The organism is Pontibacter brevis (genome assembly GCF_054779655.1).
Map to the genome: position 1 here is coordinate 55,685 of NZ_BAAGXV010000001.1, position 25,444 is coordinate 81,128.

A 25,444-nucleotide genomic window follows, 5' to 3' on the forward strand; every position below is an offset into this window, starting at 1 on the left:
CTACTGGCCCAGACGCTCGCAGGAGCTGCGCACGCTGCGAGGTCTTTTTGAGCAACTGTTCCTGTAAGTTCGTACAGGTATAGATGCAAAAGACAACTTCGCTGGAACCAGGAAAATACTACCACCTCTACACCCGGAGCAACAACAAAGAGACGTTATTCAGGCATCCGGATAACTATGCTTACTTCCTGCAGCTCTACCGAAAGTATATAGCGCCCTACGCTGATACGTTTGCGTATTGCCTGCTGCCGGACCGCGTGCACTTCCTGATACGAATAAAAGAGGAGGAGGCACTGAAGCCGCTAACACTATCCGAGGACCCAACGAAGTTAATCAGTGTGCCGCGACAACTGGCGCACTTGCTGAATGCCTATGCTAAAACAATAAACAACCGGTACGACCGTGTTGGGCGGCTGTTTCAGCACCGGTTCGGCAGAAAAGAAGTGACATCGGAGGCTTATTTCACCCGCTTATCTATTATATTCATTTCAACCCACAGCATCACGGTCTGCTTGATGATTTCAGCGATTGGCCCTACTCTTCTTACCACAGCATCCTTTCTAAAAGTAAAACAGCTCTGCAACGGGAAGATGTGCTGGAGTGGTTTGGAGGAAGAGAATATTACAAAGCTTTCCACGAAGAAAACGCCGCCGACTTCGCCCTCATCTCCCCACTCATAGAAGAAGATGAGCTATAATCACCCCCAAAGACCTCGCAGCGTGCGCAGCTCCTACGAGTGTCTAGGTACACTGACTCAGACAATATAAAAAAAGGCGACTGAACATAGTCGCCTTTTTTTATATTGTCTGAAGGTGTTGATAAAGTTCCTCCTTGTTATGGAATGTTAGTTTAGGTATGTCTAACCAATCCTTTCTATAGCCTTGCTGCGTTTTTTCCACCGCAGTAAGAAGAGCTTTCAAATCGTTATCTATATTTTCTAACTCTACAACTGTTCCATTATAGTTTGCAGTTTTTGACTCTTTTATAAATTGGTCTGCAAAAGAACGAGACATAAAATCTACCCCAGCAAAGTCTAAATATAAGTAACGATGATCTTTATACCTCTCAAAGAGCAAGGTAGCAGCTTCCCTACTATCGAGGGTATGACCAAAACACTTATATACCTTGATATGATTATCCATATGCTTTACTATCGTCTCCTTTTAGCTCTACGTTATTATATCTTCAACGTTGTTTTGTAAACATAAAACGTAGCTCTCACTACAATAGTATCACTTATTCATACAAATAGCAAACTCTTTTACTCTACATATTTTGTGTACTGGAAACCTTGAACATCGGTCGGTATACGCAGCAAAGCAAGAGTCCCTTGCCATTCTGTTATTCCATCCATACTTATAATTTCATCTTTCAAACTGGATGATAGTAGAAAAGCATTGCCTGACATGAGAACAAACTTACCTTTGAGTCCCTTTGATAACATGTCTTTCGATGTTCTTATACCAAAACCTCTTGAGCCTTCTGAAAGTCTATCTTCTTTGGTTGATTGACCATTTACAGCGTTGTCAATAGCTTGTGTATGAGTACTGATATCGCTATACTTTACAAAGCCACTTTGCTTGTAACTACCTAAGATTGCAGTTCCAGAGTCTGCGATTGCAATATCAATGTATTTCTCATTAGGATAGTACTGTGCAGCTAGCCAAAGACTATCAGCTCTTGAATGCTGTAAAGCATTGTTAACAAGTTCATCAACAAGGTAAGTCAGAGCGCTTCTCATAGAGGCATCTACTCCTGATTGCTTGATTATCAAACTGTGGATCTGACTTTGAAACTTTTCTCTGATAGTGACAGAATCATCATCCATGTTGGTTGACAACTTCACTATAGGGATATAAGTTTTACCACCATAATATTCTAGTCTACTTCCCAGCTCAGGAGTACCTATGTTCATTCCTTCAGGAAAGTAAGTAGTAGACATATAGCTCCCCCCGAAATTAACCAAATGAACGTTGTATCCATTGCTCCGCATATGATCATATATGCAGGCTAAAGGTAGTGTCACAAAAGGGCTGCTCCACTTGTAGTCACTACCATCTATATGTATTTCCTCATCTATACTACATAATGATAAAAAATCTAATAAATCAATAAGTACTTTTAAGTAGTCTCCTAACAAGGCACTATACCTCATCTTGAGAGAATATACCTTTTTTACTCCCATTTCACTCGTTCTCGAGGCTATGTAAATGACAAAAGCAAACGGAGGCAAAAAGCCTCCGTTTGTGTTTTACGATCCGCAAGCTTCGCAAGCGTCAGGGTTATCCAGTGAGCAGCTCATGTCGCTGCGGTTCTGGTCTTGCTGGCTGTAGACCGGCGACAGTGTTTCGGCGGCTTGTTTCTCCACCGTAAACTTGATGGCGTCTACCGCGGACTTGGTGCGCAGGTAGTACATACCTGTCTTCAGGCCTTTCTTCCAGGCGTGGAAGTGCATCGAGGTCAGCTTACCGAAGTTCACGTTCTGTACGTGCAGGTTCAGCGACTGGCTTTGGCAGATGTACGCGCCACGGTCAGCACTCATGTCAATTACGGTACGCTGGCTGATTTCCCAAACCGTTTTGTACAGGTCTTTGATGTGCTGCGGGATGTTCGGAATGTCCTGGATAGAACCGTTGGCCGCAATGATATCGTTCTTCATTCTATCGTTCCAGATACCCAGTGCAATCAGGTCGCGGAGCAGGTGCTTGTTCACCACCATGAACTCGCCAGACAGTACGCGGCGCAGGTAAATGTTAGAAGTATAAGGCTCAAACGACTCGTTGTTGCCCAGAATCTGTGCCGTAGAAGCCGTCGGCATTGGTGCTAATAACAGGGAGTTACGCGCACCGTGCTTTATCACTTCCTGGCGTAGCTCTTCCCAATCCCAGCGGCCGCTCTCCGGCGTTACACCCCACAGGTCGAACTGGAATTTACCTTCAGACAGCGGAGAGCCTTTAAACGTCTCATAAGGACCATCCTTCTTCGCCAGATCTTTAGAAGCCGTCATGGCTGCAAAGTAGATGGTCTCGAAGATGTCTTTGTTCAAGCCCCTAGCCTCCTCGCTCTCGAATGGCATGCGCAGGTGAATAAAGGTATCCGCTAATCCCTGCACTCCCAAACCAATCGGACGGTGACGCAGGTTAGAATTGCGTGCCTCCGGTACTGGGTAGTAGTTGATATCAATAACCTTGTTCAGGTTCTTCGTTACATGGTAAGTTACATCAAACAGCTTCTGGTGGTCGAACACCTTATGGCCGTTCTCCTCCTTCACAAAGCGTGGCAGGGCCAGCGATGCCAGGTTACAAACAGCTATCTCGTCGGCTGCTGTGTACTCCATAATCTCGGTGCACAGGTTCGAGCTCTTGATGGTACCCAGGTTCTGCTGATTGCTCTTGCTGTTAGCCGCATCTTTATACAGCATATATGGTGTACCGGTCTCTACCTGCGACTCCAGCACTGCAAACCAAAGCTCCTGTGCTTTTACAGTTTTGCGGGCACGGCCTTCGCGCTCGTACTTTTCGTACAGGCGCTCAAACTCCTTACCCCAGCAATCTGCCAGGCCAGGGGCCTCATGTGGGCAGAACAGGCTCCAGTCACCGTTTTCCTCCACGCGCTTCATAAACAGGTCTGGTGTCCAGAGGGCGTAGAATAGGTCACGGGCACGGTTTTCTTCTTTACCGTGGTTCTTCTTCAAATCCAGGAAGTCGAAGATATCCGAGTGCCATGGCTCCAGGTAAATAGCGAAAGCACCTTTGCGCTTGCCACCTCCCTGGTCTACGTAGCGGGCTGTGTCGTTAAACACCTTCAGCATCGGGATGATACCGTTGGAGGTACCGTTCGTGCCTTTGATGTAAGAACCTGTCGCACGCACGTTGTGGATGCTCAGGCCGATACCGCCGGCACTTTGCGAGATCTGCGCGCACTGCTTCAGCGTATCGTAGATGCCTGGTATGCTGTCGTCTTTCATCGTCAGCAGGAAGCACGAAGATAGCTGCGGCTTTGGTGTGGCAGCGTTAAATAATGTTGGCGTGGCGTGGGTAAACCACTTCTCAGACATGAGGTTATAAGTCTCAATGGCAGATTCGATGTCCTCCTTGTGGATACCCACGGCAACACGCATCAACATATGCTGCGGGCGCTCTACAATCTTGCCATCCAGGCGAAGCAGGTAAGAGCGCTCCAAGGTCTTATATCCGAAGAAATCGTAGTTATAGTCGCGGTCGTAGATGATGGTAGAATCGAGCAGGGCTGCGTTCTTACGCACAATCTCATACACGTCCTTGGCAATCAACGAAGCGTTTTCCCCAGTCTTTGGGTCTTCATAGGTATAAAGGCGCTTCATGGTGTTGGAGAACGACTTGCTGGTAACCTTGTGCAGGTTAGAAATAGCAATTCGGGCTGCCAGCACCGCATAATCCGGGTGCTTTGTGGTGAGGGAGGCCGCTGTCTCGGCAGCAAGGTTGTCCAGCTCCACGGTGGTTACCCCGTCGTAGATGCCGTCAATCACCTTTTTGGCTACCTCAATCGGCGACACATAATCCATGTGCAAACCGTAGCACAGCTTTTCAATGCGTGCCGTAATCTTATCGAATTTAACGGATTCGCGTCTGCCGTCTCGTTTAACTACTAACATAGGCGTATAATATTAGCGGGTTCTAAAGGCCCGGGTTATTAATAAATAGGTACAGGTATATATTAAAGCGCTGCCTTTGCAGCTGCTGGTTCTGTTTTTGATGCGGCACTCCATCAGCCCATACGCATATAGCGATATAAGCCGTTGTAGTACAAACGATTATAGGTTAAGCCAAATGCTTTTTCTATATAGTAGGGTAGAGATACCCTGTTAGGTGGCTACGGCCATCTATGAATTGGTGGAGCTGCCACTGCGCGTGCCTGCGGCTGCCCGGGAATTATAGGTAAGCGTAACTTAAGGAGGGGAAAAAGATTACTTTCTCCCTTTGGCTCCTTAAATATAACAAGATTCAGATATATTTTAAAAGTCTTCGTCCAGCGAGAAAACTTTTTTGTCTTTGTCGCCGCCAACACCTGCTTTCTGGTATTCGCCCACGCGCTTCTCGAAGAAGTTGGTCTTGCCCTGCAGCGAGATCATTTCCATAAAGTCGAATGGGTTGGTGGAGTTGTATATCTTGCTGCAGCCCAGCTCTCCTAACAGGCGGTCGGCCACAAACTCGATGTATTGGCTCATCAGCTTCGAGTTCATACCAATCAGGTCCACTGGTAGGGCATCTGTTACGAACTCCTGCTCAATGCTCACCGCATCGCGAATAATTTCCTGCACACGCTCTTCCGGCAGCTTGTTGTTCAGCATGCTATATAATAAGCAGGCAAAGTCGCAGTGCAGGCCCTCATCACGGCTGATAAGCTCATTAGAGAAAGTAAGACCCGGCATCAGGCCGCGCTTCTTCAGCCAGAAGATAGAGCAGAAAGAGCCGGAGAAGAAAATACCCTCCACAGCAGCAAAGGCAATCAGGCGCTCCGCAAAATTCTCACTCTCGATCCACTTCAGCGCCCACTCCCCTTTGCGGCCCACCGCCGGTACTGTTTCCAGGGCGTTGAACAGGTGGTCTTTCTCGCTCTGCTTCTTTACATAAGTATCTATCAGGAGCGAATACGTTTCAGAGTGGATGTTCTCCATCATGATCTGGAAGCCGTAGAAGCAGCGCGCCTCCGGTATCTGCACCTCGTTCATGAAATTTACGGCCAGGTTCTCGTTCACAATGCCGTCTGAGGCTGCAAAGAAAGCCAGCACGTGGCTGATGAAGTGGCGCTCGCCGTCGTTCAGGTTTTCCCAGTCTTTCAGGTCCTGCCCCAGGTCAATCTCCTCAGCGGTCCAGAAGCTGGCTTCCGCCTTCTTGTACATCTGCCACACCGCATCATTCTGAATCGGAAACAAGACGAAGCGGTTGGGATTCTCTTTCAGTATTGGCTCCATATCATGCATATTATTAAAGTGTAAAGGATTAGTTTTAGAACATCTGCTCTCAAAACTCCTGAATAAGGTATTTGTTCAGCCACTACCAGCACGGCGGCAACCACAGTATCAGGAGTTCAAATATATAGAATTGAACTTGAAAGTAGGGGCGAAAGTTGTTCAATTTATGCACACCCTCCCAGTTAGCGATTAAGGGCATATTTAAGGGTTAATACACACAGTTATCCACACCGTGGACAACACACATAGGTTACCTAAAATATTGAGATGTATACATATAACACCCAGATTTGAGCCATAATGGCTGCAAAACCAGCTTTTTAACCCCTGTTTTGTGTAGAAGTGTGGAAAAGAATACAGCAGCAGGTGACTCGTGTAAGAACAAGCGGCAATGCACCGTGTTTTCAGTGCAATTTGTGGAAAACATAAAAGTGCATAAATTCACACAACCTTTTATAACACAGCATATTGAGCATGTTTTTCACAAATCATCCAAATTCTGCCAGAGATATAAACACGGTTATCCACAAAAATGTGGGAAACCGTGTGCAGCGCTCAAACAAATTGTGCAGCAAGCCGTTGCAAATCTAAAATAAGACCCGTACCTTTGCGGACTAAATCTTTTAAACATACATTGAAGCTGATGTACGCAATTGTAGAAATCGCAGGTCAACAGACCAAAGTAGAGAGCGGCAAGTTCATCTACGCTAACAAGCTTTCCGGCAATGAGGGTGACGCCGTTGAGTTCACCAATGTTCTTCTTACTGATGATAACGGCACTGTTACTTTAGGTGCTCCTTTCGTTAGCGGTGTTAAGGTGACAGGTAGAATCCTTACCCCAATGGTGAAAGGCGACAAAGTGATCGTTTTCAAAAAGAAGAGAAGAAAAGGATACCGCAAGAAGAATGGCCACCGCCAGCAATTCACGAAGGTCCTGATCGAGAGCATTGGTTAAGCAGTAAGAAGAAATTTATTTTAAAATCCTTTCAGGCTTGGCTCGCTAACCTGAAGCAAAGTAAAAAAACATGGCACACAAAAAAGGAGCAGGTAGTTCTAATAACGGCCGCGAGTCGCACTCTAAACGACTTGGTGTTAAAATTTACGGTGGCCAGGATATCATCGCTGGTAACATCATTGTAAGACAAAGAGGCACTGCACACCACCCAAGCACAAACGTGGGTATGGGCAAAGACCACACACTGTTCGCGCTGACTGACGGCGTAGTGCAGTTCAGAAAAGGAAAGAAGAACCGTTCTTACGTTTCTGTAGTTCCTAAAACAACAGAAGCTGAGGCGTAAGCTAAACAGCCAACTGCTTCGGCAGTAGCGCTAGCGGAGAGGGTTGCCACACGGCAACCCTCTCTTTTTTTACACAGGCAAGGCTGCATGTTTAAATTTAAAGCACTTGTTTCGTTTTTAAGCATATATATGCTTAACTTGCAGCTTCTTATCAAGAAAGACCGAGGGACAGGGCCCCATGACGTCTTAGCAACCATGTAAAAGCTTGGTGCTAACTCCCTTCCTGCACCATAATAGCAGGAAAAGATAAGAATGTACTCCTCCCCAGGTGTCCTTCTTGATAAGCCGAATACAGAAGACTTAGAGAAGAAAGACGACACCGAAAATGACAAAACACCCCATTCATAAATTGCTGAAGGAGCGTGTGCTCGTGCTGGACGGCGCGATGGGCACCATGATTCAGCGTTACCAGCTTTCAGAAGCAGATTTCCGTGGCGAGCGCTTTAAGGATCATCCCAGCGACCTGAAGGGCAATAACGACCTGCTCTCCATCACCCGCCCGGACATTATCAAGGCCATACACGTGGAGTACCTGAATGCCGGCGCTGACATTGTGGAGACAAACACCTTCAGCGGCACCAGCATTGCCATGGCCGATTACCATATGGAGGACCTGGTATATGAGCTGAATTATGAATCGGCGAGGCTGGCTCGCGAGGCCGCAGACGAAGTAACAGCGCAGAACCCGGACAAGCCGCGTTTTGTAGCCGGCGCCATTGGCCCAACCAACCGTACGGCTTCCCTTTCCCCGGATGTAAACAACCCTGGCTACCGCGCTATCACCTTCGACCAGCTGGTGGAAGCTTATTATGAGCAGGTGCGTGGCCTGGTGGATGGTGGCTGCGATGTGCTGCTGATAGAGACGGTGTTTGATACGCTTAACTGTAAGGCTGCCCTTTTTGCCGCAGAGCAGTATGTGCAGGATGGGGGCAAAGAGCTGCCCATCATGGTGTCGGGTACCATCACCGATGCCAGCGGCCGTACCTTATCTGGCCAGACAGTAGAGGCGTTCTGGAACTCCATCTCCCACGCTCCTATCATCAGCATCGGTTTTAACTGTGCCCTGGGCGCGCGCCAGCTGAAGACACACATCCAGGAACTGTCTCGTATTGCGGATGTGCATATCAGCGCGTACCCGAATGCCGGTCTGCCAAATGCCTTTGGCGGCTACGATGAAACAGCAGATGAAATGGGTGCTATTGTAGAGGAGTACTTGCAGGAAGGCCTGATAAATATATTGGGTGGCTGCTGTGGTACCACACCGGATCATATCCGCCGTATTGCGGAGCTTTCTGCCAAGCATAAACCACGTGTCGTTCCTGAGCTTCCTGCTTACTCGCGCTTCAGCGGACTGGAACCGCTTACCATCACACCGGAAACCCTGTTTGTGAACGTGGGCGAGCGTACGAACGTAACCGGCTCCAAGAAATTCGCCCGCCTGATTGTAAACGGAGAGTTTGAAGAGGCTCTTTCGGTAGCGCAGCAGCAGGTAGAAGGCGGTGCCCAGATCATCGACGTGAACATGGACGAGGGCATGTTGGACTCTGAGGAGACCATGACCAACTTCCTGAACCTGATTGCCTCCGAGCCGGACATCTCCAAGCTGCCGATCATGATCGACTCCTCGAAGTGGACGGTGCTGGAGGCAGGCCTGAAGTGTGTGCAGGGTAAGTCTATTGTCAACTCCATCTCCTTAAAAGAAGGCGAGGAAAACTTCAAAGCGCAGGCCCGCAAAGTGCGCCAGTATGGTGCCGCTGCTGTGGTGATGGCGTTTGATGAGGAAGGCCAGGCCGACACCCTGGAGCGAAGAATCGAAATCTGCGGACGTGCTTACCGCATCCTGACAGAGGAAGTGGGCTTCCCGCCACAGGACATTATTTTCGACCCGAATATATTAGCCATTGCCACCGGTATAGAAGAGCATAACAATTATGCAGTTGAATACTTGGAGTCGGTAAAATGGATAAAGGCTAACCTGCCACACGCTTTGGTGAGTGGTGGGGTAAGCAACCTCTCGTTCTCATTCCGCGGTAATGACCTGGTGCGTGAGGCGATGCACACCGTGTTCCTGTACTATGCCGTGCAGGCGGGCATGAACATGGGCATTGTGAACGCCGGTATGCTGGGCGTGTATGACGAGGTGCCGGTAGAACTGCGTGACCTGATTGAGGACGTGATCTTCAACCGCCACCCGGATGCAACGGAAAAGCTGGTAACCTATGCGGATACCATCAAGGGCAAAGGCAAGGGTGCTGCACAGGCAGACAACACCTGGCGCGAAGCCCCTGTGGAAGAGCGCCTGAAGCATGCCCTGGTAAAAGGCATCGTAGAATTTATAGAAGAGGACACCGAGGAAGCACGACAGAAAGTCACTAAAACCTTAGAGGTAATTGAAGGACCGTTGATGGCCGGTATGACCGTAGTAGGCGACTTGTTCGGTGCCGGTAAAATGTTCCTGCCACAGGTAGTGAAGAGCGCGCGTGTGATGAAGAAGTCCGTAGCGTACCTGCTGCCTTTTATGGAGCAGGAGAAACTGGCATCCGACACCTCCAAATCAACGGCAGGCACCATCCTGATGGCGACCGTGAAAGGCGACGTGCACGACATCGGCAAAAACATTGTGGGCGTGGTGCTGGCCTGTAACAACTATGAGGTAATTGACCTGGGTGTGATGGTGTCGCTGGATAAGATATTATCAGAGGCCGAAGCCCAGAAGGTGGATATCATTGGCCTGAGCGGTTTGATTACGCCTTCACTGGACGAGATGGTGTATGTGGCGCAGGAGATGGAGCGAAGAGGCATGAAAATTCCCCTGCTGATTGGCGGAGCCACTACCTCCCGCGTACACACAGCCGTTAAAATCGCGCCGCAATACAGCGGGCCGGTGGTGCACGTGCACGATGCCTCCCGTAGTGTAACCGTGGTAGGTAGCCTGCTGGGCAGCAATAAGGAGGAGTATGTGGCCGAAATCAGAGCAGAGTATCAGAAGCTGCGCGAAGACCACCTGAGCCGCACCAAAGAGCGTTCTTTTGCCACCATCGAAGAAGCGCGCGCCAACAAGTTCAAGGTAGACTGGGAGGCCACACAGCCAACCAGGCCAAGCTTCTTGGGCACCAAAGTGTTTAAAAACTATCCGTTATCGGAAATCGTGCCTTACATCGACTGGACACCTTTCTTCCATACTTGGGAGCTGAAGCGCCAGTATCCGAAGATTCTGGATGATGCGGAATACGGAGCAGAGGCACGCAAACTATTTGCCGATGCGCAGCAACTGCTGCAGGAGATTGTAGACAATCAACTTTTGGAAGCGCGTGCGGTGGTAGGTTTCTACCCTGCCAACGTGGAAGCCGATGATACCATAGAAGTCTACGCCGATGATTCACGTGAAAACGTGCTGACGGAGTTCCACACGCTGCGCCAGCAGGGCAAGAAAGGCGGCAATGTGCCGAACCTGGCTTTCTCTGATTTTGTGGCGCCGAAAGAAACAGGCAAACAGGACTACATCGGCGGGTTTGTGGTTTCCACTGGCTTTGGGATTGAGAAACTGGTAGAGAAGTACGAGGCTGACCACAACGACTACCTGTCTATCATGGTGAAAGCCTTGGCCGATCGTTTAGCCGAGGCCTTTGCCGAACTGATGCACGCCAAAGTCCGCAAGGAACTGTGGGGTTACGCGCCGCAGGAAAGCCTGGACAATGATGCGCTGATAAAAGAGCAGTACCAGGGCATACGCCCGGCACCAGGTTACCCCGGCTGCCCCGACCATACCGAGAAAATCACGCTGTTTAACCTGCTGAAAGCCGAAGAGCAAACAGGCGTTATCCTGACGGAGAACCTGGCCATGTACCCGACAGCAGCGGTAAGCGGCTTATACTTCTCGCATCCGGAGTCGCGCTACTTTGGCTTGGGTAAGATAGGAGAAGATCAGGTGGCCGACATTGCGCGTCGCAAAGGCATGCCGCAGGAGGAACTGGAGCGCTGGCTCTCACCTAACCTCAACTATGAGCCGCAGCCGCTGGCGCAGCAAATCGAGGCAGCGGAGTAAGTGCACTAGCAGCCAGATATCCAACCACCCCTGCCCCTCCTTGTCTAAGGAGGGGAGCTTTTACTACTGCTGTTATCTGCTCAGTTTTGTGGCCACTGAAGCTTTAATATAATATTCCTCTTAAGAGGAGCAGGAGTAACAACAGAGGTAATTTGGAAGGAAAGATGAAAGAGTATGTAAAGTTCCCCGCCTTGGACAAGGAGGGGTTAGGGGTGGTTGGACCCGGTGTTGTGAACAAATAATTCAATACTCCACCCATTTAACAATTAAGAAAAAGCATCACCCGAAAAATAGATGAAAGTAACAGAACACTTCAAAAATGCGAACGGTAAAACCTTGTTCACTTTTGAAATACTGCCTCCGCTGAAGGGGGAGAACCTGCAGACCCTTTACCACCACATCGACCCGTTAATGGAGTTTAACCCGCCGTTTATCGACGTAACCTACCACCGCGAGGAGTACGTGTACAAGCAGCGCGACAACGGGCTGCTGGAGAAGATAAGCACGCGCAAGCGCCCGGGCACGGTTGGTATATGCGCGGCTCTACAGAACCACTACAAAGTAGATACGGTGCCGCATCTTATCTGCGGCGGCTTTAACAAGGAAGAGACAGAGAACGCCCTCATCGACCTGCACTTCCTGGGAATAGACAACGTGTTGGTGCTGCGTGGCGACTGTGTGAAAACGGAATCGCGGTTTATACCGGAGCCGGGCGGCCATTCCTATGCCACCGAGCTACTGCAGCAGGTGGTAGGCATGAACAACGGGTGCTACCTCGACGATGAGCAAATCAACACCAACGGGACAGACTTCTGCATTGGTGTGGCCGGTTACCCGGAGAAGCACTCTGATGCCCCAAATTTGAAGGCTGACTTGCGCTGGCTGAAGAAGAAAGTGGAGATGGGGGCTGATTATGTAGTCACGCAAATGTTCTTCGACAACCAGAAGTACTTTGATTTTGTAAAGCTGTGCCGCGCGGAAGGTATTAATGTTCCGATTATACCAGGCCTGAAACCGCTCACAACTAAATCGCAGCTCACAGTTTTGCCTGGCATTTTCCACATCGATATTCCCTGCGACTTGGCTGATGCCGTAGAAGCCTGCGCCGATAACAAAGCGGCTGCACAAGTAGGCGTGGAATGGGCAATTCAACAATCAAAAGAACTGATGGAGTTTGGAGTACCGTGCCTGCACTACTACTCTATGGGTAAATCAGGTTCGGTACGCAAAGTAGCAGAGGCATTGTTCTAGAAAGTACAGAGACACTGATTTCAGAAAGCCACAGCCATACAGGTTGTGGCTTTTTTATTTCCATAGCCCCTGCTAACGTCCAACGCTTTAGCTTATTTCCACTGAAATATAGAGATCAGAGTCCGGTGTTTAGGGAAGCACAGGTGCGCACGGCAGCACAAAAAAATGATGCACATAAAAGGATCTAGTGCAAATCACTTTGCCAGAAAGCACTCTCCAGGACAGGCTAAAATAAAGCAGTTTACTTATAGAATACCCAGAAGTAGGTATTGGATTCGAGCAGCCAAAGAGCAAATTTTGAAGGCTGGATTAGACTAAACTAACAAAGAAGCTTACTATCTAAAGCTTTGAGTCTTCACCACACAAAAACATTACTTTTTACACCCATTCTTTTTATTTATGAATGTGAACCTCTACTCGTTCAGGCTTTACCCATTTAAGTTCCTATTCAGGTTTAAAACCGACAGAAGCATTTGTACAAGTCAATTCTTCCGAGTCCTTACAGTATGTTTCCTGTCATTGTTCCTTGCTTCCTGCGAGGATGGCGTGTTTGAGCCCCAGTCGTTCTCGAACTGTCGCGAAATCAGCCAATGGAATGACAGAGGACTCAGAATAGACAGAATATACGATGGCAAGAAGGTCACCAAGATAGAGTACTACAACAATGAAGTACTTCAATACTATTACGAGTTTACTTATGATAACAACGGCCGTATTGTTGAAAGCCAATACGTCAATGTAGTGAACAACACACAGAGCATTCCGGAAATAATTTCATACAATGACAAAGGCAAGTGGGCTCAATCTACCTTTACGTATCCTAACGGTGACATAACAACACAATCTGTTGAATATGATAACCAAGACCAGATTAAGAAGCTTACCTCTGCTATCAACAGATCCGGCACCAGCACAGAGAACTACACGGTTACATATGCCTGGGAAGGAGGTAACAACATCGGCTATACTTATACTAGTCCTACATCTCAAACAGTGGTTGAGTATGAGTTTAACCTGGAGCAGGCAAATAAGCGGCGAAAGGAACAGGAGAAGCTTTCATTCTTTTCCATCTCTGTCCCTTATAGCAGAAATATGCTTCAGCGCGCAGTGTCTACCACTACCAGCGGCGGAACCACCACCAGAACGGTAAATGAATACAACTACGAGCTTGACGAGAATGGCTACCCTTACACCGTCACCCGCACCGTCACCGGGTCTGCCAGCACCTCCCCCTCCAGCATTACAACATACTTTGATTTTGACTGTAACTAGGCGCTTTTCCCCCTTCTAATTTTCCTTTTATTGTATTCTTTGACTATATGCTTCGACCTATACTCTTCACTATAATTCTGCTTCTGCCTGCTCTCCGTATGCAGGCGCAGCACCTGCTGGGCTATGCGGGTAGCAACTACGGGGGCACCAATTCGGTTTTCCTTAATCCCTCTTCCATTGCCTATTCACGGCAGGGATTTTTCCTGAACTTGGTCGGTGGCCATGTTACGTTCGCCAATACCTATTTTTATTATGATGGTGCGGGCGTTCAGCTAAGTGAAATATTAGAAGACCCTGAATACGTGCTCGAAGGCAATGGCTTGTTTGAGCGGTCCCGTATCCAGGAGCGGCTTAACGGGAAAAACAAGATGGCCCATTTCGGGGCTGAAGCGAGGCTTCCTTCATTCATGCTTAAGCTTAGCCCCCGGCACAGCATTGCCCTCACCAACCGCTTCCGTGGAGTACTGCAGGGCACCAACGTTTCTGAAGACCTGGCACGGGTAATTGGCTTCGGCACTAATAATCCCGCTCTGCAGAATACCCCTTTCTCAGGCAGCGAGGCTTACTTTAATGCCAATGCCTTTGCCGAAACCGGGTTTACCTACTCCAGGGTCCTGCTCTCCCAAAAAAACCGGTTCCTGAAGGGCGGCGTTACTGTAAAAAAGCTATCAGGTGTTTATTCCGCCCATCTGCTGGCTCCGCAGGTAGATTACCAGCTGAAGCAGAACCAGGAAGAAGAATATTATATGCAGGTACAACAGGGGAGCGCCAGATTCGGCTTCTCTGAAAACGAGCCTGAGATGAATCTTTCCAAAGCATTTTTAGGAAGCGACAACCCTGGATCCGGCTGGGGTATGGATATTGGCTTTACGTACGAACACCGTCCAGACTATGCTGATTACCAGTATACCCTGGACGGAGAGGAACGGACAGACCACGGCGAGAACAAGTACAAATACCGCCTTGGGGTAGCACTGCTGGATATAGGATCCATCAACTACAAAAATGCAGAGCAGGTACGTGCATACAACATTACCCGCCAAAACCTGGATCTGACTGGCGATACATTTGAGGACGTGGACTTTGAAAACCTGGGCCCGACCCTGGAAGAGGCGCTAGAGGTGCAGCCAAACGAACGGCAAACTCAAATCTCATCCGGTTTGCCTACTACCCTGCACCTGAACTTTGACTACCAGGTAACCCGTAACCTGTTCGTAAACACTGCTGTACTCCACAACCTGCGCAGTAAAGACGCCATCGCCATGCATCAAACTTCAGCGCTGGCCATATCGCCCCGTTTAGAGGGCAAGAAGCTGGAACTGGCCATGCCTGTTTACCTCACCAACAATTACCAGGACCTGAACTTTGGCGCTATGCTGCGACTGGGCTCCTTAGTGGTGGGCTCTAACAACCTGGCCGCCATGCTCCCTGGCAGCAAATCCGTCGGTCCGGATCTGTACATGAGCTTAGGAATCAGCATTGGCACTGGCGGGCGAAGGGCAAAAATAGAAGAAAAGGCCAGAAAAAAAGCAAGAAAGGAGCAGCGGAAAGCTGAGAAGGCCGGCACTGTTTCTCCTGTTCCTGCTGCCCCTGGTACGCAAAACAGCACTCCTGTTCATTCGCCGGCCAATGTCCCTGCTGATACAGTGAACATGACGCCCGCTGGCGCGCAAATAACCATTCCGGCCAACTCGCCAAGCACTACTGCGGCAGGCTCCCTTACAAATGCGGCAATCGAACCGGCTAAGGTGGTGGCAGCTGATTCGGGCAGTAGCACAACTGTAAAAGCACTGGAGGAGGTTACTCCGCCAACCAATGCGCCCGCAGCAGCAATTACTGTGCAATCTACTCCGGCTAAAAAGGCTGAAAGCGGCACAGCGGCTCAACCTGAAGAGAATAAAGAAGCTATACCTGCTACTAAACCAGCAGGTGCGCCAGCCAAAGCTTCAAACGATTAAAAACCGAGTAGCAGCTATGAAAACAACGGCAGGGGTAAAGCCCTAAATACTGTTCCCTTTAAAAGGGCGATGCTCCTGCTTATTATAAGAAATGCAGCAAAAGACTCCCCCTGTGCTTTTGCTGCATTTTCTTTTTTCAGAGAAGCAATCAATCGCTTCCTAGATGACGATAACGTACCTTAAAGCTACTCCACAAACAGTTCCAGCGTTACCTGGTCTGCCAGCAGCTTGCCTTTGTCTGTCAGGTACAGCACCTCCTCCTTTATTTTTGCCAAATCCTTGTCCTGTAACTCCTGTAAGTAGGCAGCATTGCTCTCTCTGAAATCATAGCCATAGTCCCGGCTGATTTTACGGAGGTCACAACCCCAGACAGTGCGGAGGCTGGTAAGCAGGTAGTCGTTCGCCTGGTCTGCCAGTGTGAGTTCTTCTACCTCAAACGGCACCTGCCCCTGTGCGATGGCATCGACATACTTTTTATTATGGGCTACATTGTACTGCCGCGAAAGGCCGTTGAAAGAGTGGGCACTGGGGCCTACGCCCAGGTAATGCACGCCGCGCCAGTAGTTGCTGTTGTGCTTCGACTCGTGGCCGGGCAGGCAGAAGTTAGAAATCTCGTACTGCACATAGCCGTGGCGGGCCATCTGCTCCAGCAATATCTCAAACTGTTGTGCGGTATAATCATCCTCTGCAGGCTTAAATTTGCCTTTCTTGCTCCAGCGGCCAAGGGCAGTGTCAGGCTCAACCGTGAGGGCATAACAGGAAACATGGGGCACGCCCAGCGAGAACAGCGTTTCTAAATCGCGGTGCCAGATGCTGTGATCCGGGGCCGGAATACCATAAATTAGATCTACAGTGATGTTGTCGAAGCCGGCAGCCTGTGCGTCTTTAACACACTGCAGGCTTTCGGTGGCGTTGTGGGCGCGGTTCATCATTTGCAGGTGCGGGGCATGAAACGACTGCAGCCCAATGCTGAGGCGGTTGACGCCTGCCATGCGCAACTCCTGCAGTTTAGCCGGTGACAGGTCATCGGGGTTGGCCTCCAGTGTTATTTCGGCATCCTCCGAAACTATAAACAACTGCTTTATTGTTGCCAACAGCAGTTGGAGTTCCTGCCGGTTCAGCAGCGAGGGTGTGCCGCCGCCAAAGTAAATGGTACGCACTGGCTGCCCCTGCAGGTAATCCTGGCGCAGCTTCAGCTCACTTGCAATGGCCTGCACTGTCTGCTCCTTCAGCCCCATCGAGGTGCTGAAGTGAAAATCGCAGTAGTGGCATGCCTGTTTGCAGAAGGGTATATGAAGGTATATTCCGGACAATTTGAATGTGCTAATCGATTAATGTGCTAATTTGGTAATGTGATAATGAGTAAAAAGAGATAATTGTTCAATTACCAGTAGTATTATCTACCACCTTCAGGAGGAGGAGTGACTGTAGCCCACTGCTACCTGTGTCATTTCTATAAAGCGCTGGCTTGCCCTGAATAACTAGCACATCAGCTCATCAGCACATTATTATCATCTGCAAATGTATAAAATAGCTGCCGTTCTTTTCTGTTTTCTGCTGTGGCTGCCGTTAGTGCAGGCACAGAACCAGCAGGCGCCCCAGAAAGAGCAGCTAAAGGCCCCAACGCCACAACCCCAGAAACTGCAGCCTGAAAAAGCGCTGTCTAAAGTAATCCTCTCGGTAAAGGCCCTGGGAGAGCAGGGGCGGCAGGTGCTTCGGCGCTACAATTACCGCAACGCCGCCCTTCCTGACTCTGCAGAAGCTCATAAAGAACTGAAGGCACTCGTGTACCGGCTGCAGCAGGACGCCTACCTGATGGCATCCGCCGACACGACTTACCTCCGCAACGACACGCTTCACGTGAAACTTTATGTAGGGCAGCTATACGAGTGGGCGCAGCTGCGCAATGGCAACCTGAGCGAAGGCATTCTGGTGGAGTCCGGGTTCCGGGAGAAGTTCTACCACGAAACACCATTTAAACCTGCCGAGTACGTGAAACTGCAGCAGCGCATCCTCGACTATGCTGAACGCAGCGGCTACCCCTTTGCCTCTGTCTGGCTCGACTCTATACAGGTAAAAGGAAATAAAATAGAGGCGGCGCTGATGGTAGAGAAAGCCTTTGTGGTGACTTATGATACGCTGCAGATTGTAGGCGACACCCGCACCCAACCGAAGTTCCTGATGCGCTACCTGCAGTTGCTGCCCGGCCAGCCTTACAACCAGGACCAGATCAACGCCTCGCAACGCATGCTCTCTACCCTGCCTTATATAAAAGTAACAAGGCCACCGCAGGTGCGCTTCGCTCGCGACAAGGCACAGGTACATTATTTTATCGACGACAGGCAGGCAAACCAGGTGGATGGTGTGATAGGTTTTCTGCCAGACCCGGTGCGGAAAGACAAGCTGCTGATTACGGGCGAAGCCAACCTGAACATCCGGAACATTAAAGGCTCCGGAAAGCAGTTGGGTCTGCAGTGGCGGCGCGTGAACAAAGGCTCTGTTATTCTGAACAGCGAGTACCTGCACCCAAACCTGTTGGGGACCCCTTTTGAAGTGGGTGCTAAATTCAACCTCCTGAAGCAGGATTCCTCCTTTATAACGGTGCAGCCCCGTATGCAACTGTCTTATTACACCCTGAAGTACGGCAAGTTCAGTGTGTTTACAGAGTGGCGAAACTCGCGCATACTTTCAGATGCCAGCCCGCAAAGTCTGCAGCAGTTTGATCTAGCAGATGCACAAACCACCACGTACGGCCTGAACTACCTCTGGAACAACCTGGATGACTTCTACTTCCCGAGGCGTGGCCGCTTAGTTGAGATGCAGTTGTCGGCAGGAGCAAAGAAACTGCTTCGTAACCCCAGTCTGGAGAAGAGCTTCTACGACACACTGGACGTGAAAACAACACAGCTTGGGCTGGCGCTTCGCCTGGAGAACTTCTTCCGGCTGGGCAAGAACAGTGCCCTGCTAGCGCGCCTGCAAGGCCAGGCACTGCTCAATGACCAGCTCTTCCTGAACGATATGTATCGCATCGGCGGCCTTTCCTCCTTGCGCGGCTTTGATGACTACTTCTTTTATGCCTCCTCTTATGCCGTCAGCACCCTGGAGTACCGCCTCTTTACCGCCGCCGACTCCTACGTGCTGCTGTTCTACGACCAGGGCTACTACCGCAGTGACTTAGAAAAGTCTGCGGCAAGCGATACGCCCTTTGGCGTGGGTGGAGGTATCAGCTTCAGCACCGGTGCCGGCATCTTTCAGTTGGTGTACTCTTTAGGGCAATCAGAACAGCAACCGCTATCATTTAAATATTCTAAGATACATTTTGGTGTTACAAGTAAATTTTAAAACTGAGCAAATTTTTAGAGGTTTTTTGTATGCATCGCTTGCATAGTAAACTTCTTTAGTATACTTTTGCATCATCATAACAGTGCGGGGTGGAGCAGTTGGTAGCTCGTTGGGCTCATAACCCAAAGGTCACAGGTTCGAGTCCTGTCCCCGCTACCAAACCGGACCGATTAGCAGAAATGCTAATCGGTCTTTTGTTTTTAGCCTCGCAAGTTGTTGAAAATGACTTGATTAGGCTGAATACTGAGTTGACTTTCTCGGTTCGATAATCATCATTTTCTTTATCATAGGCCACCCCCTCAGGAAACACCAGTTTTTGTAGCTTTTGCTTCGTGTGATAATCCCCCAAAACCCACGTTTTACCCATTTCAGAGCACATTTTGAGTGAAGAGTCAACGCACTTTTCAAGGTTCGATAATTTTTTAGGCCCCTCTCCAAGACTTGCTTCAATTTGCTCCTTTTCAGCTACTAACTTTTGAGAGAACTTCTCGTACTGCGCCTTTGTGATTTCTCCCATTACAAACCTTTCCTCCATCGTGTCCAGCTTATTTTGAATGGCTTTCAAGGTTGCTTTCAACTGCTTAGCATCTTCTGCTTTTTGCTCATTTAAGCTGTTAAACGTTGTCACAAGCTGTTGCTTTAAAGGAGCAATGAGCCGCTCATCAATAGCAAAGCTGTTAAGCAAGGAACTGTAGGCAGTATGTAGCTGCTCAGCATTCTTATTCACCTTACAGCCAACTTTGTTACACTTGTAGTAATGGATGCCTTTGCTTTTCACTTCATAACCCGTCATGTTCGTTCCGCAAGAGGCGCATTTCAAGTGGCTTTTAAGGGGTAACCTGGTGTCGTATTTAGTATGGGTGTAACCATGGTTATTTTTCTTCTGGATGTTGTTTACCTGTAAGAATACTTTTTCGCTGACCAGCTTCTCATGCTTCCCTTGTACTACCTCGTCTCCCAGCATGGCATGGGTAATGACACCGCAGTAAAAAGGATTTTTAAAGATTTCAGAAAGGCGCTGCTTTGTAAGCCTCAGCCCCATCTTACTTAGCCACTCCAATATCTCAACGTTCGACAGATGCTGCTCTGCTTTCATGGTAAAGGCTTTCTTCAACAGCTTACCAGTCTCATTGACAGTGATTACCTGCTCCCCTTTAACTTTTCTCTGGTTGTAGCCTAAGGGTGCCTTTGTGGGCCATTCTCCCCTCCTTAACTTCTCAATAGTGCCTGAGATAGACTTCTCCCTTCGCTGGTCATTGTCCCACTGGCTGAACAGGAACTGCATGTTCTGGTGGAATTTTCCGCTTGAAGTGCGTGTGTCTGTTTGCTGGGTGACTGATATGATGTCGATGCCGTTCTCCCGCAGCTGCTGAGAAATATAGATGGCGTTTGCCCCGGACCTTGAAAACCTGTCAGGGCTGTATACAAGAATCTTACTGATCTGCTCCTTTGAGCTTTTCACAAAAGCCAGCATCCTGTTAAACTCCTTACGCTCGTCCGTCTTTGCGCTTTCGTAGGTGCCGCCAAAATATGCTACAACCTCTAACCCGTGGTCAAGGGCATAGGCGTCGCAGTGTTTCCTCTGCGTGGAAAGGCTTTGGTTGTTTTCCGCCTGCTCCTTGGTGGAGACGCGGGTGTAGACAACAATTCTGTTACTGTCTTTTTGCCTCTTTGGGCTGCTCTTCTCCTTGGTGAAGGTTTTGAAGCTACTCAGGTTGCTCATAATCTTATGCAATTTCTGATGATTGTTTAGCAAGCTTACTATCTAGCTGCTGCGCCAGGCAATAGGCTTGTTTCTGTTAGCCTTGTTGCTGTATAAAGAGCTCGTAAGAGACCTGTGCAAGGATGGCTAAGCTTTCAACGATGGCTTGCGCATCAGAGTCGCATAATTTCTCTAATCCAGGATACTGCCTTAGGGCTTCAGGTGTAAGGATGTTTGGCTTTACATTTTCTTTTTTTTGATGATCTACATTCACGGAGATTGTGACAATTTCCGCACCTGTCTGAGTTCTTCAGTTACAATGCCAGATAAATGAATGCCCTGAGTGCTTCAGTGACTTTAATAATCCACTCGATTCGCAAGTGTGGGAATGTGGCTAAGCGAGGATTAGAGCCTTGTGCGTTGGGCCTCCTCGAAGGTGAGCCGCGTTCCGTTCTGCGTCTTCATGGTGATGGTACTGTAGTCGCGCGTGCCCAGTATCTGGGCAATCTCTTTTTTCTGCTTGTCCGATAGCTGCCGGTCTACCTTCGTTATGAGGTCAGCCCTACGCTTGTTGCCTTTCCGGGAGAACTTGATGGTCAGCTCCTTCACCTCGTCGTTTCGCATGGCCCTTAGCACCTCGCTCTCTTCTCTTGTGAGTATCGGCACCTTAGGCAGGAACTCCGCCATCGTCTCGTCACTAATAAACCGGGTAAAGTAGTGTCCTAGCGGGATGTTGATGTGGGGCTCACTGAGGTCAGGCTTGCCTTCAGGATCAATATTCTGATCCACATCGCTCCAGACAGCCACTCTCCCGTCACCAAAGACGTAGATGTAGGTATTAGACCGATTTTGGAAGTGGGCCAATACGATGGCGGAGAATCGGTAAGGACACAAGAGCCTTCTCAGGCTTAAATAGCCTTCTATTTGCTCAAACTCCTCATCCGTTACAGGCCGCTGCGCTTCATTTTCCAAGGCCTTTCTCAATGCTTCTCTTTCACTGTCGCTCCACGCCCTGTTTTCCTCTATGTCCGTGTCGAAAAGGTAGTGCTTCACGGCGGCGATCGTTTCCAGCGGCAGGCCGAACACCCGAAGGTCCTTTACGATCTGCAGCCACAGGTACTGGATAAAATCGAAGTAAAGCTTTTTGCCGTCCTCTTCAGAGTCCGGCACTATGCCCAGGCTGCGCCAGTTGTTGTAAACGCGCGACGTGACACCGGCGTCCTTGAGCGTGAACTGCCTGCGCTTCAGGTTCTCTAGTATCTCATCCGCATAGTCGAAGGGATTCTCATATACCGGGATGTCTAAGGCTATGTGTTTTTCACTCATGTAAACTTATCTTTACACAAATGTAAACGTTATATATTTTAATTCGTATGTTTGCATGTAAATAATTTTTTCCACCAACGTAAGACTTGAACCCTGAGGCACCATCACATAAAATGGGCACAGGGTTCCCCCACCAACATGAATAAGTGATCCCCCCCAACAGTGCACAAGCCATGGGAATGGCCCTGCACGGAACGCACGCCAGTAACAAGAGTGCGGAGCGCAAAAACAAAGGCAGTCAAACGCCTTCACCCCACACCATGCCGCCGCTGCCAAGCGCAGACGAGCTGCTATCCGACAGCAACACGCTGCATGTGCTGCAGGAATACCTCCCAAACTTTAAGAAGGCTGGTGCTGTCTTCAAAACCCAGCACTCCAGCCGCGTAAACATCTATCGGCACAAGGGGTTGTACCTGGTCAAGGACTTCACCGGAAAGGAGTTCGGTGATGATGCCTCGCGTAACACGATTCAGGTAATCCAGCATTACCACCGGTGCGATTTTAAGGAAGCCCTGGTGATTTTGCACCAAAAGCTAGGCTACGACTCAACAGCTGCGCCTGCGCCATTGCCTAAGCCGATGCTACGTCTATCGGCTACTACAAAGCCAGAGAAAGTGCCAGAACTGGTAGAAGTTAATGCGCAGCAGTGGGAGCGGATAATGCAGAACACCGGCTCAAACTTTCACCGCTATGCCCTATCGCTGGGCATCACGGAGGAGCACCTAAAGAAATGGCTTATCGGTACTGACACCCAAGGCAACACGGTTTTCGGGCACCAGAAAGAAGCGGGGTACTGTGTCAACTTAAAGCACATTGCCTATCATTCGACCGGCAGCCGTGATAAGAGCAGAAAGCCTTTTTACCTCAAAAACACTGCTGACAACAGGTACGGCCAGAGCCTCTACGGCCTGCACCTGTTGCGGGAAGACGTGCCGGTTATTGTGGTGGAATCGGAGAAGACGGCTGTGATGGCAAGTTTCCACTATCCTCAGTATGACCTTGTTGCTACAGGCGGGGCCTCATCCTTAAGCAAGGAGAAAGCAAGGGCTTTGTTTGGCAGATCCGGCTATGTGCTGCACGATGCCGATGAGACTGGTCGGCAGCTAGGCACTTGGAGAGTTCTCCATGGGCACGGTCTTGATTTCACTCCTCTGGAGCTGTTTCCAAGCCGTGACGACGGCTACGATCTGGCAGATGCCCTGCGGGACGGATACCGGCCCGAACTTAATGATTGGCGCTACCAGCTAAAAACAGGACCTAAAGATCCTGACTACAAGCTTCACGTTAACCGCTACATCGGGGAGCAGGCAGCTCCATTGATGGATTATATACAGCAGCACGGCAAGGTACTGCTCAAAGCCAGGACCGGAACCGGCAAAACCACCTTTGCCCTCGAGGAGCTGGCACGCGGCGTGAGTGGCCGCATTATCATCCTGGAGCCGCTGACTGTCATCGTGGACGCCGTTGCAAGGAGCAGGTACGGGGAGATTGCCATCATCAAGCAAGGGGCTACCTACGAGGATGTACTGACTGCGCTTCACAGCAGGATCACTGTCTGTACTTACGACAGCTTTGCCAAGGTGGCCCAGGTGACGGACGATGACCTGATCATCTGCGATGAGGTGCATGAGCTATTGTCCGGCTACGGTATGCCCGACAAGCGGCCCAAATACGAATTTCTCTTCCAGCAGCTGCTCATAGCCAAAAATGTGCTCTGCATCTCGGCCACGCCTCCGGGCTTTTTGCAGGAGTACGGCTTTAAGTACGTGGAGGTGGTGGCTGGGCAGTCAAACATGATACAGCTCACCCCCATCACCTACAAGGGCAAAATCCAGCATGAGCTGGCTAGAGTGCTGCCTACGCTGGATTACAAGAACTACCAGTACCTTATCCGACTCAACAACCTAAGGCTCATCGAGCAGCTTGTTAGTAATCTTAAAGAGTTGCTAGCAGATCAGGTGGCGGTGCTTAGCTCACAGTCCAAGGGCGAAAAAGGAGGCGTATATCAAACTATCACGGATTTAAAAGTGATACCGGAGGACATACGCCTTGTCTTCTCCACTTCCCTCATAGACTGCGGCGTTGACTTGTACAATGAGCGACTGCGTGTGATCGTGGCAGAGCATGAGAACGAGCAGCTAAGTATGTCCAATACCCTGCAGTTCATGGCACGTGCACGCAAGGTGCCCCTGCTTCCGGTTGTGGTGTACAAACAGGATCGAAAGGGAAAAGAATATGAATGTGATGCCGCCTACCGTGCGCTTTGGGAGTTTGCCCAGCATGAGTGCCAGGCGCTTAACATGCTTAACGCACAGTACCAGCAGCTACCATCCTACTTTTCCAAAGGCTCCTACTGTTACAGGGAAACGGCCAAGTACTGCAGCTACAACGTTGCCACGAAGTGCTATGAGGTTAACAGGCTGCTGCTTCACTATGAAGTGGAACAGGCAAGCGTTAGAAGCACCGCAACAGCCGGCTTTTTCACCCAACTCGCAAAGCATGGGCACATTGTGATGCTGGATTCACTACAGGTGACAGTGGCAAAAACTCCGGAAACGGAGGAGCTTGACAAAGCCGTCAAAGCAGCCAGAAAAGAGGTGGAGGAAAAGGCGCTGACACTATTGGAAACAGAATGCACCACGGCCGTCTACACCGCCCTCTACCACGCTTCCAGAGACCTAGAGCTGCGGCAGCAAATCGTGCGGGCAGAGTATGATGTGCGAGTGAATGAGGAGGCAGATAAGCTGCAGGAAACGCACCAGAAGCTGCTCTCAGACCAGGCAGCCCAGCATGTATTCAAAAACTACCTCAGGCTTCAGGATAGGCACATAGACCCCGGTGAGATAGTGCCCCTGATGCGTGAGCACCATGGCGGCAGGAAGTTTGGAGACCTGCTGAACCGGCTGGATACCTACGACAGGATAAGGAACTACGAGAGCCTGTCACCCGCTGACAGAAGAGATGTGGAGCGGATCCTTAGGCATAAGCAGACAATCATCACGAAGGTTACCGAATCAACTTCTATTAATATCAAAATAGGCAATCGGGTAACCGCCGACACCATCACCCATCTGATCAACCGCGACCGTGACGAGGCCATAAAGCTTACCAAAGACAAAGCCATGTGGCTGTTTCACATCCTCTTCGAAGCAGATGTGGCGGTGGTTAAGGAAAACGGCAAGGCGGTAAAGTATTTCGGCATTGTGGCCGATAAGACTAAGGCCCTGCTCCCTAATGAAGACGCTGGATGGAGCATGGCCGCATAAGTTTCAAATCAAAAGCAGTTAAAACCACTGA

Annotated in this window: 17 protein-coding genes, 1 tRNA gene and 1 riboswitch; of the genes, 11 read left to right on the forward strand and 7 right to left on the reverse strand. The window is 49.6% G+C overall.

What is annotated here, in order from left to right; genetic code table 11:
* Positions 1–83 precede the first annotated feature (83 nt).
* On the forward strand, positions 84–680 hold the full coding sequence (locus ACYVB1_RS00270) for a transposase (protein ID WP_460919266.1): 597 nt from the start codon (positions 84–86) through the stop codon (positions 678–680).
* A gap of 117 nt (positions 681–797) precedes the next feature.
* Here the strand turns inward: ACYVB1_RS00270 and ACYVB1_RS00275 are convergent, their stop codons facing one another.
* The 4 genes from ACYVB1_RS00275 to ACYVB1_RS00290 all read right to left on the reverse strand — a co-directional run bounded on the left by ACYVB1_RS00275 (position 798) and on the right by ACYVB1_RS00290 (position 5,962).
* Positions 798–1,142: a hypothetical protein gene (locus tag ACYVB1_RS00275; protein WP_460919269.1), complete on the reverse strand. Its 345-nt coding sequence runs from the start codon at positions 1,140–1,142 to the stop codon at positions 798–800.
* 119 nt (positions 1,143–1,261) lie between these two features.
* Positions 1,262–2,185: a hypothetical protein gene (locus tag ACYVB1_RS00280; RefSeq protein WP_460919272.1), complete on the reverse strand. Its 924-nt coding sequence runs from the start codon at positions 2,183–2,185 to the stop codon at positions 1,262–1,264.
* 66 nt (positions 2,186–2,251) lie between these two features.
* Positions 2,252–4,633 carry a ribonucleoside-diphosphate reductase subunit alpha gene (locus ACYVB1_RS00285; RefSeq protein ID WP_460919275.1) on the reverse strand — a complete coding sequence of 794 codons (2,382 nt, stop codon included), beginning with the start codon at positions 4,631–4,633 and terminating at the stop codon, positions 2,252–2,254.
* A gap of 360 nt (positions 4,634–4,993) precedes the next feature.
* Positions 4,994–5,962: a ribonucleoside-diphosphate reductase small subunit gene (locus ACYVB1_RS00290; protein WP_460919278.1), complete on the reverse strand. Its 969-nt coding sequence runs from the start codon at positions 5,960–5,962 to the stop codon at positions 4,994–4,996.
* Positions 5,963–6,596: 634 nt separating this feature from the next.
* On the opposite strand from ACYVB1_RS00290, the gene rplU reads away from it, so the two are divergent.
* From rplU to ACYVB1_RS00320, 6 genes are all read left to right on the forward strand, one after another.
* The gene (rplU, locus tag ACYVB1_RS00295; RefSeq protein WP_460919281.1) at positions 6,597–6,908 is read left to right on the forward strand and encodes a 50S ribosomal protein L21; all 312 of its coding nucleotides are present in this window, start codon (positions 6,597–6,599) and stop codon (positions 6,906–6,908) included.
* Between the two features lie 70 nt (positions 6,909–6,978).
* The gene (gene rpmA / locus ACYVB1_RS00300) at positions 6,979–7,251 is read left to right on the forward strand and encodes a 50S ribosomal protein L27 (protein WP_460919284.1); all 273 of its coding nucleotides are present in this window, start codon (positions 6,979–6,981) and stop codon (positions 7,249–7,251) included.
* Between the two features lie 145 nt (positions 7,252–7,396).
* Positions 7,397–7,504, forward strand: a riboswitch (SAM riboswitch).
* Between the two features lie 72 nt (positions 7,505–7,576).
* Positions 7,577–11,296, forward strand: a complete 3,720-nt coding sequence (gene metH / locus ACYVB1_RS00305; RefSeq protein ID WP_460919287.1) for a methionine synthase — start codon at positions 7,577–7,579, stop codon at positions 11,294–11,296.
* A 294-nt stretch (positions 11,297–11,590) separates the two neighbouring features.
* Positions 11,591–12,547 (forward strand): methylenetetrahydrofolate reductase [NAD(P)H], encoded by a 957-nt coding sequence (gene metF / locus ACYVB1_RS00310; RefSeq protein ID WP_460919290.1) that lies wholly within the window; start codon positions 11,591–11,593, stop codon positions 12,545–12,547.
* Positions 12,548–12,946: 399 nt separating this feature from the next.
* The gene (locus ACYVB1_RS00315; RefSeq protein ID WP_460919293.1) at positions 12,947–13,819 is read left to right on the forward strand and encodes a hypothetical protein; all 873 of its coding nucleotides are present in this window, start codon (positions 12,947–12,949) and stop codon (positions 13,817–13,819) included.
* 47 nt (positions 13,820–13,866) lie between these two features.
* Positions 13,867–15,777, forward strand: coding sequence for a DUF5723 family protein (locus tag ACYVB1_RS00320; RefSeq protein WP_460919296.1), 1,911 nt, complete (start codon positions 13,867–13,869; stop codon positions 15,775–15,777).
* Between the two features lie 185 nt (positions 15,778–15,962).
* Here the strand turns inward: ACYVB1_RS00320 and hemW are convergent, their stop codons facing one another.
* Positions 15,963–17,090, reverse strand: a complete 1,128-nt coding sequence (gene hemW / locus ACYVB1_RS00325; protein ID WP_460919299.1) for a radical SAM family heme chaperone HemW — start codon at positions 17,088–17,090, stop codon at positions 15,963–15,965.
* 208 nt (positions 17,091–17,298) lie between these two features.
* Between hemW and ACYVB1_RS00330 the strand changes: the two genes are divergently transcribed.
* Both ACYVB1_RS00330 and ACYVB1_RS00335 read left to right on the forward strand, forming a co-directional pair.
* Entirely contained in the window at positions 17,299–19,119 is a 1,821-nt protein-coding gene (locus ACYVB1_RS00330; protein ID WP_460919302.1) for a BamA/TamA family outer membrane protein, read from the forward strand.
* Between the two features lie 83 nt (positions 19,120–19,202).
* Positions 19,203–19,278 (forward strand) — tRNA-Met (locus ACYVB1_RS00335).
* Here ACYVB1_RS00335 and ACYVB1_RS00340 read toward each other — a convergent pair.
* Positions 19,235–20,767, reverse strand: coding sequence for a recombinase family protein (locus ACYVB1_RS00340; RefSeq protein ID WP_460919350.1), 1,533 nt, complete (start codon positions 20,765–20,767; stop codon positions 19,235–19,237). The two genes, ACYVB1_RS00335 and ACYVB1_RS00340, sit on opposite strands and share 44 nt — an antisense overlap.
* Here ACYVB1_RS00340 and ACYVB1_RS00345 point away from each other — a divergent pair.
* On the forward strand, positions 20,669–20,872 hold the full coding sequence (locus ACYVB1_RS00345) for a hypothetical protein (protein ID WP_460919305.1): 204 nt from the start codon (positions 20,669–20,671) through the stop codon (positions 20,870–20,872). The genes ACYVB1_RS00340 and ACYVB1_RS00345 overlap by 99 nt on opposite strands.
* A gap of 354 nt (positions 20,873–21,226) precedes the next feature.
* On the opposite strand, the gene ACYVB1_RS00350 is transcribed toward ACYVB1_RS00345, so the two are convergent.
* Positions 21,227–22,147 carry a hypothetical protein gene (locus ACYVB1_RS00350; protein WP_460919307.1) on the reverse strand — a complete coding sequence of 307 codons (921 nt, stop codon included), beginning with the start codon at positions 22,145–22,147 and terminating at the stop codon, positions 21,227–21,229.
* Between the two features lie 173 nt (positions 22,148–22,320).
* On the opposite strand from ACYVB1_RS00350, the gene ACYVB1_RS00355 reads away from it, so the two are divergent.
* Entirely contained in the window at positions 22,321–25,413 is a 3,093-nt protein-coding gene (locus ACYVB1_RS00355) for a DUF6371 domain-containing protein (protein WP_460919310.1), read from the forward strand.
* Positions 25,414–25,444 lie beyond the last annotated feature (31 nt).

Coding starts and splice junctions, on each gene's coding strand:
- ACYVB1_RS00285 (WP_460919275.1), bottom strand. CDS start 4,633: ATGTTAGTAGTTAAACGAGACGGCAGACGCGAATCCGTTAAATTCGAT.
- ACYVB1_RS00350 (WP_460919307.1), bottom strand. CDS start 22,147: ATGAGTGAAAAACACATAGCCTTAGACATCCCGGTATATGAGAATCCC.
- ACYVB1_RS00320 (WP_460919296.1), top strand. CDS start 13,867: ATGCTTCGACCTATACTCTTCACTATAATTCTGCTTCTGCCTGCTCTC.
- ACYVB1_RS00330 (WP_460919302.1), top strand. CDS start 17,299: ATGTATAAAATAGCTGCCGTTCTTTTCTGTTTTCTGCTGTGGCTGCCG.
- ACYVB1_RS00355 (WP_460919310.1), top strand. CDS start 22,321: ATGGGAATGGCCCTGCACGGAACGCACGCCAGTAACAAGAGTGCGGAG.
- ACYVB1_RS00275 (WP_460919269.1), bottom strand. CDS start 1,142: ATGGATAATCATATCAAGGTATATAAGTGTTTTGGTCATACCCTCGAT.
- metF (WP_460919290.1), top strand. CDS start 11,591: ATGAAAGTAACAGAACACTTCAAAAATGCGAACGGTAAAACCTTGTTC.
- ACYVB1_RS00280 (WP_460919272.1), bottom strand. CDS start 2,185: ATGGGAGTAAAAAAGGTATATTCTCTCAAGATGAGGTATAGTGCCTTG.
- ACYVB1_RS00270 (WP_460919266.1), top strand. CDS start 84: ATGCAAAAGACAACTTCGCTGGAACCAGGAAAATACTACCACCTCTAC.
- ACYVB1_RS00290 (WP_460919278.1), bottom strand. CDS start 5,962: ATGCATGATATGGAGCCAATACTGAAAGAGAATCCCAACCGCTTCGTC.
- rplU (WP_460919281.1), top strand. CDS start 6,597: ATGTACGCAATTGTAGAAATCGCAGGTCAACAGACCAAAGTAGAGAGC.
- metH (WP_460919287.1), top strand. CDS start 7,577: ATGACAAAACACCCCATTCATAAATTGCTGAAGGAGCGTGTGCTCGTG.
- ACYVB1_RS00315 (WP_460919293.1), top strand. CDS start 12,947: ATGAATGTGAACCTCTACTCGTTCAGGCTTTACCCATTTAAGTTCCTA.
- rpmA (WP_460919284.1), top strand. CDS start 6,979: ATGGCACACAAAAAAGGAGCAGGTAGTTCTAATAACGGCCGCGAGTCG.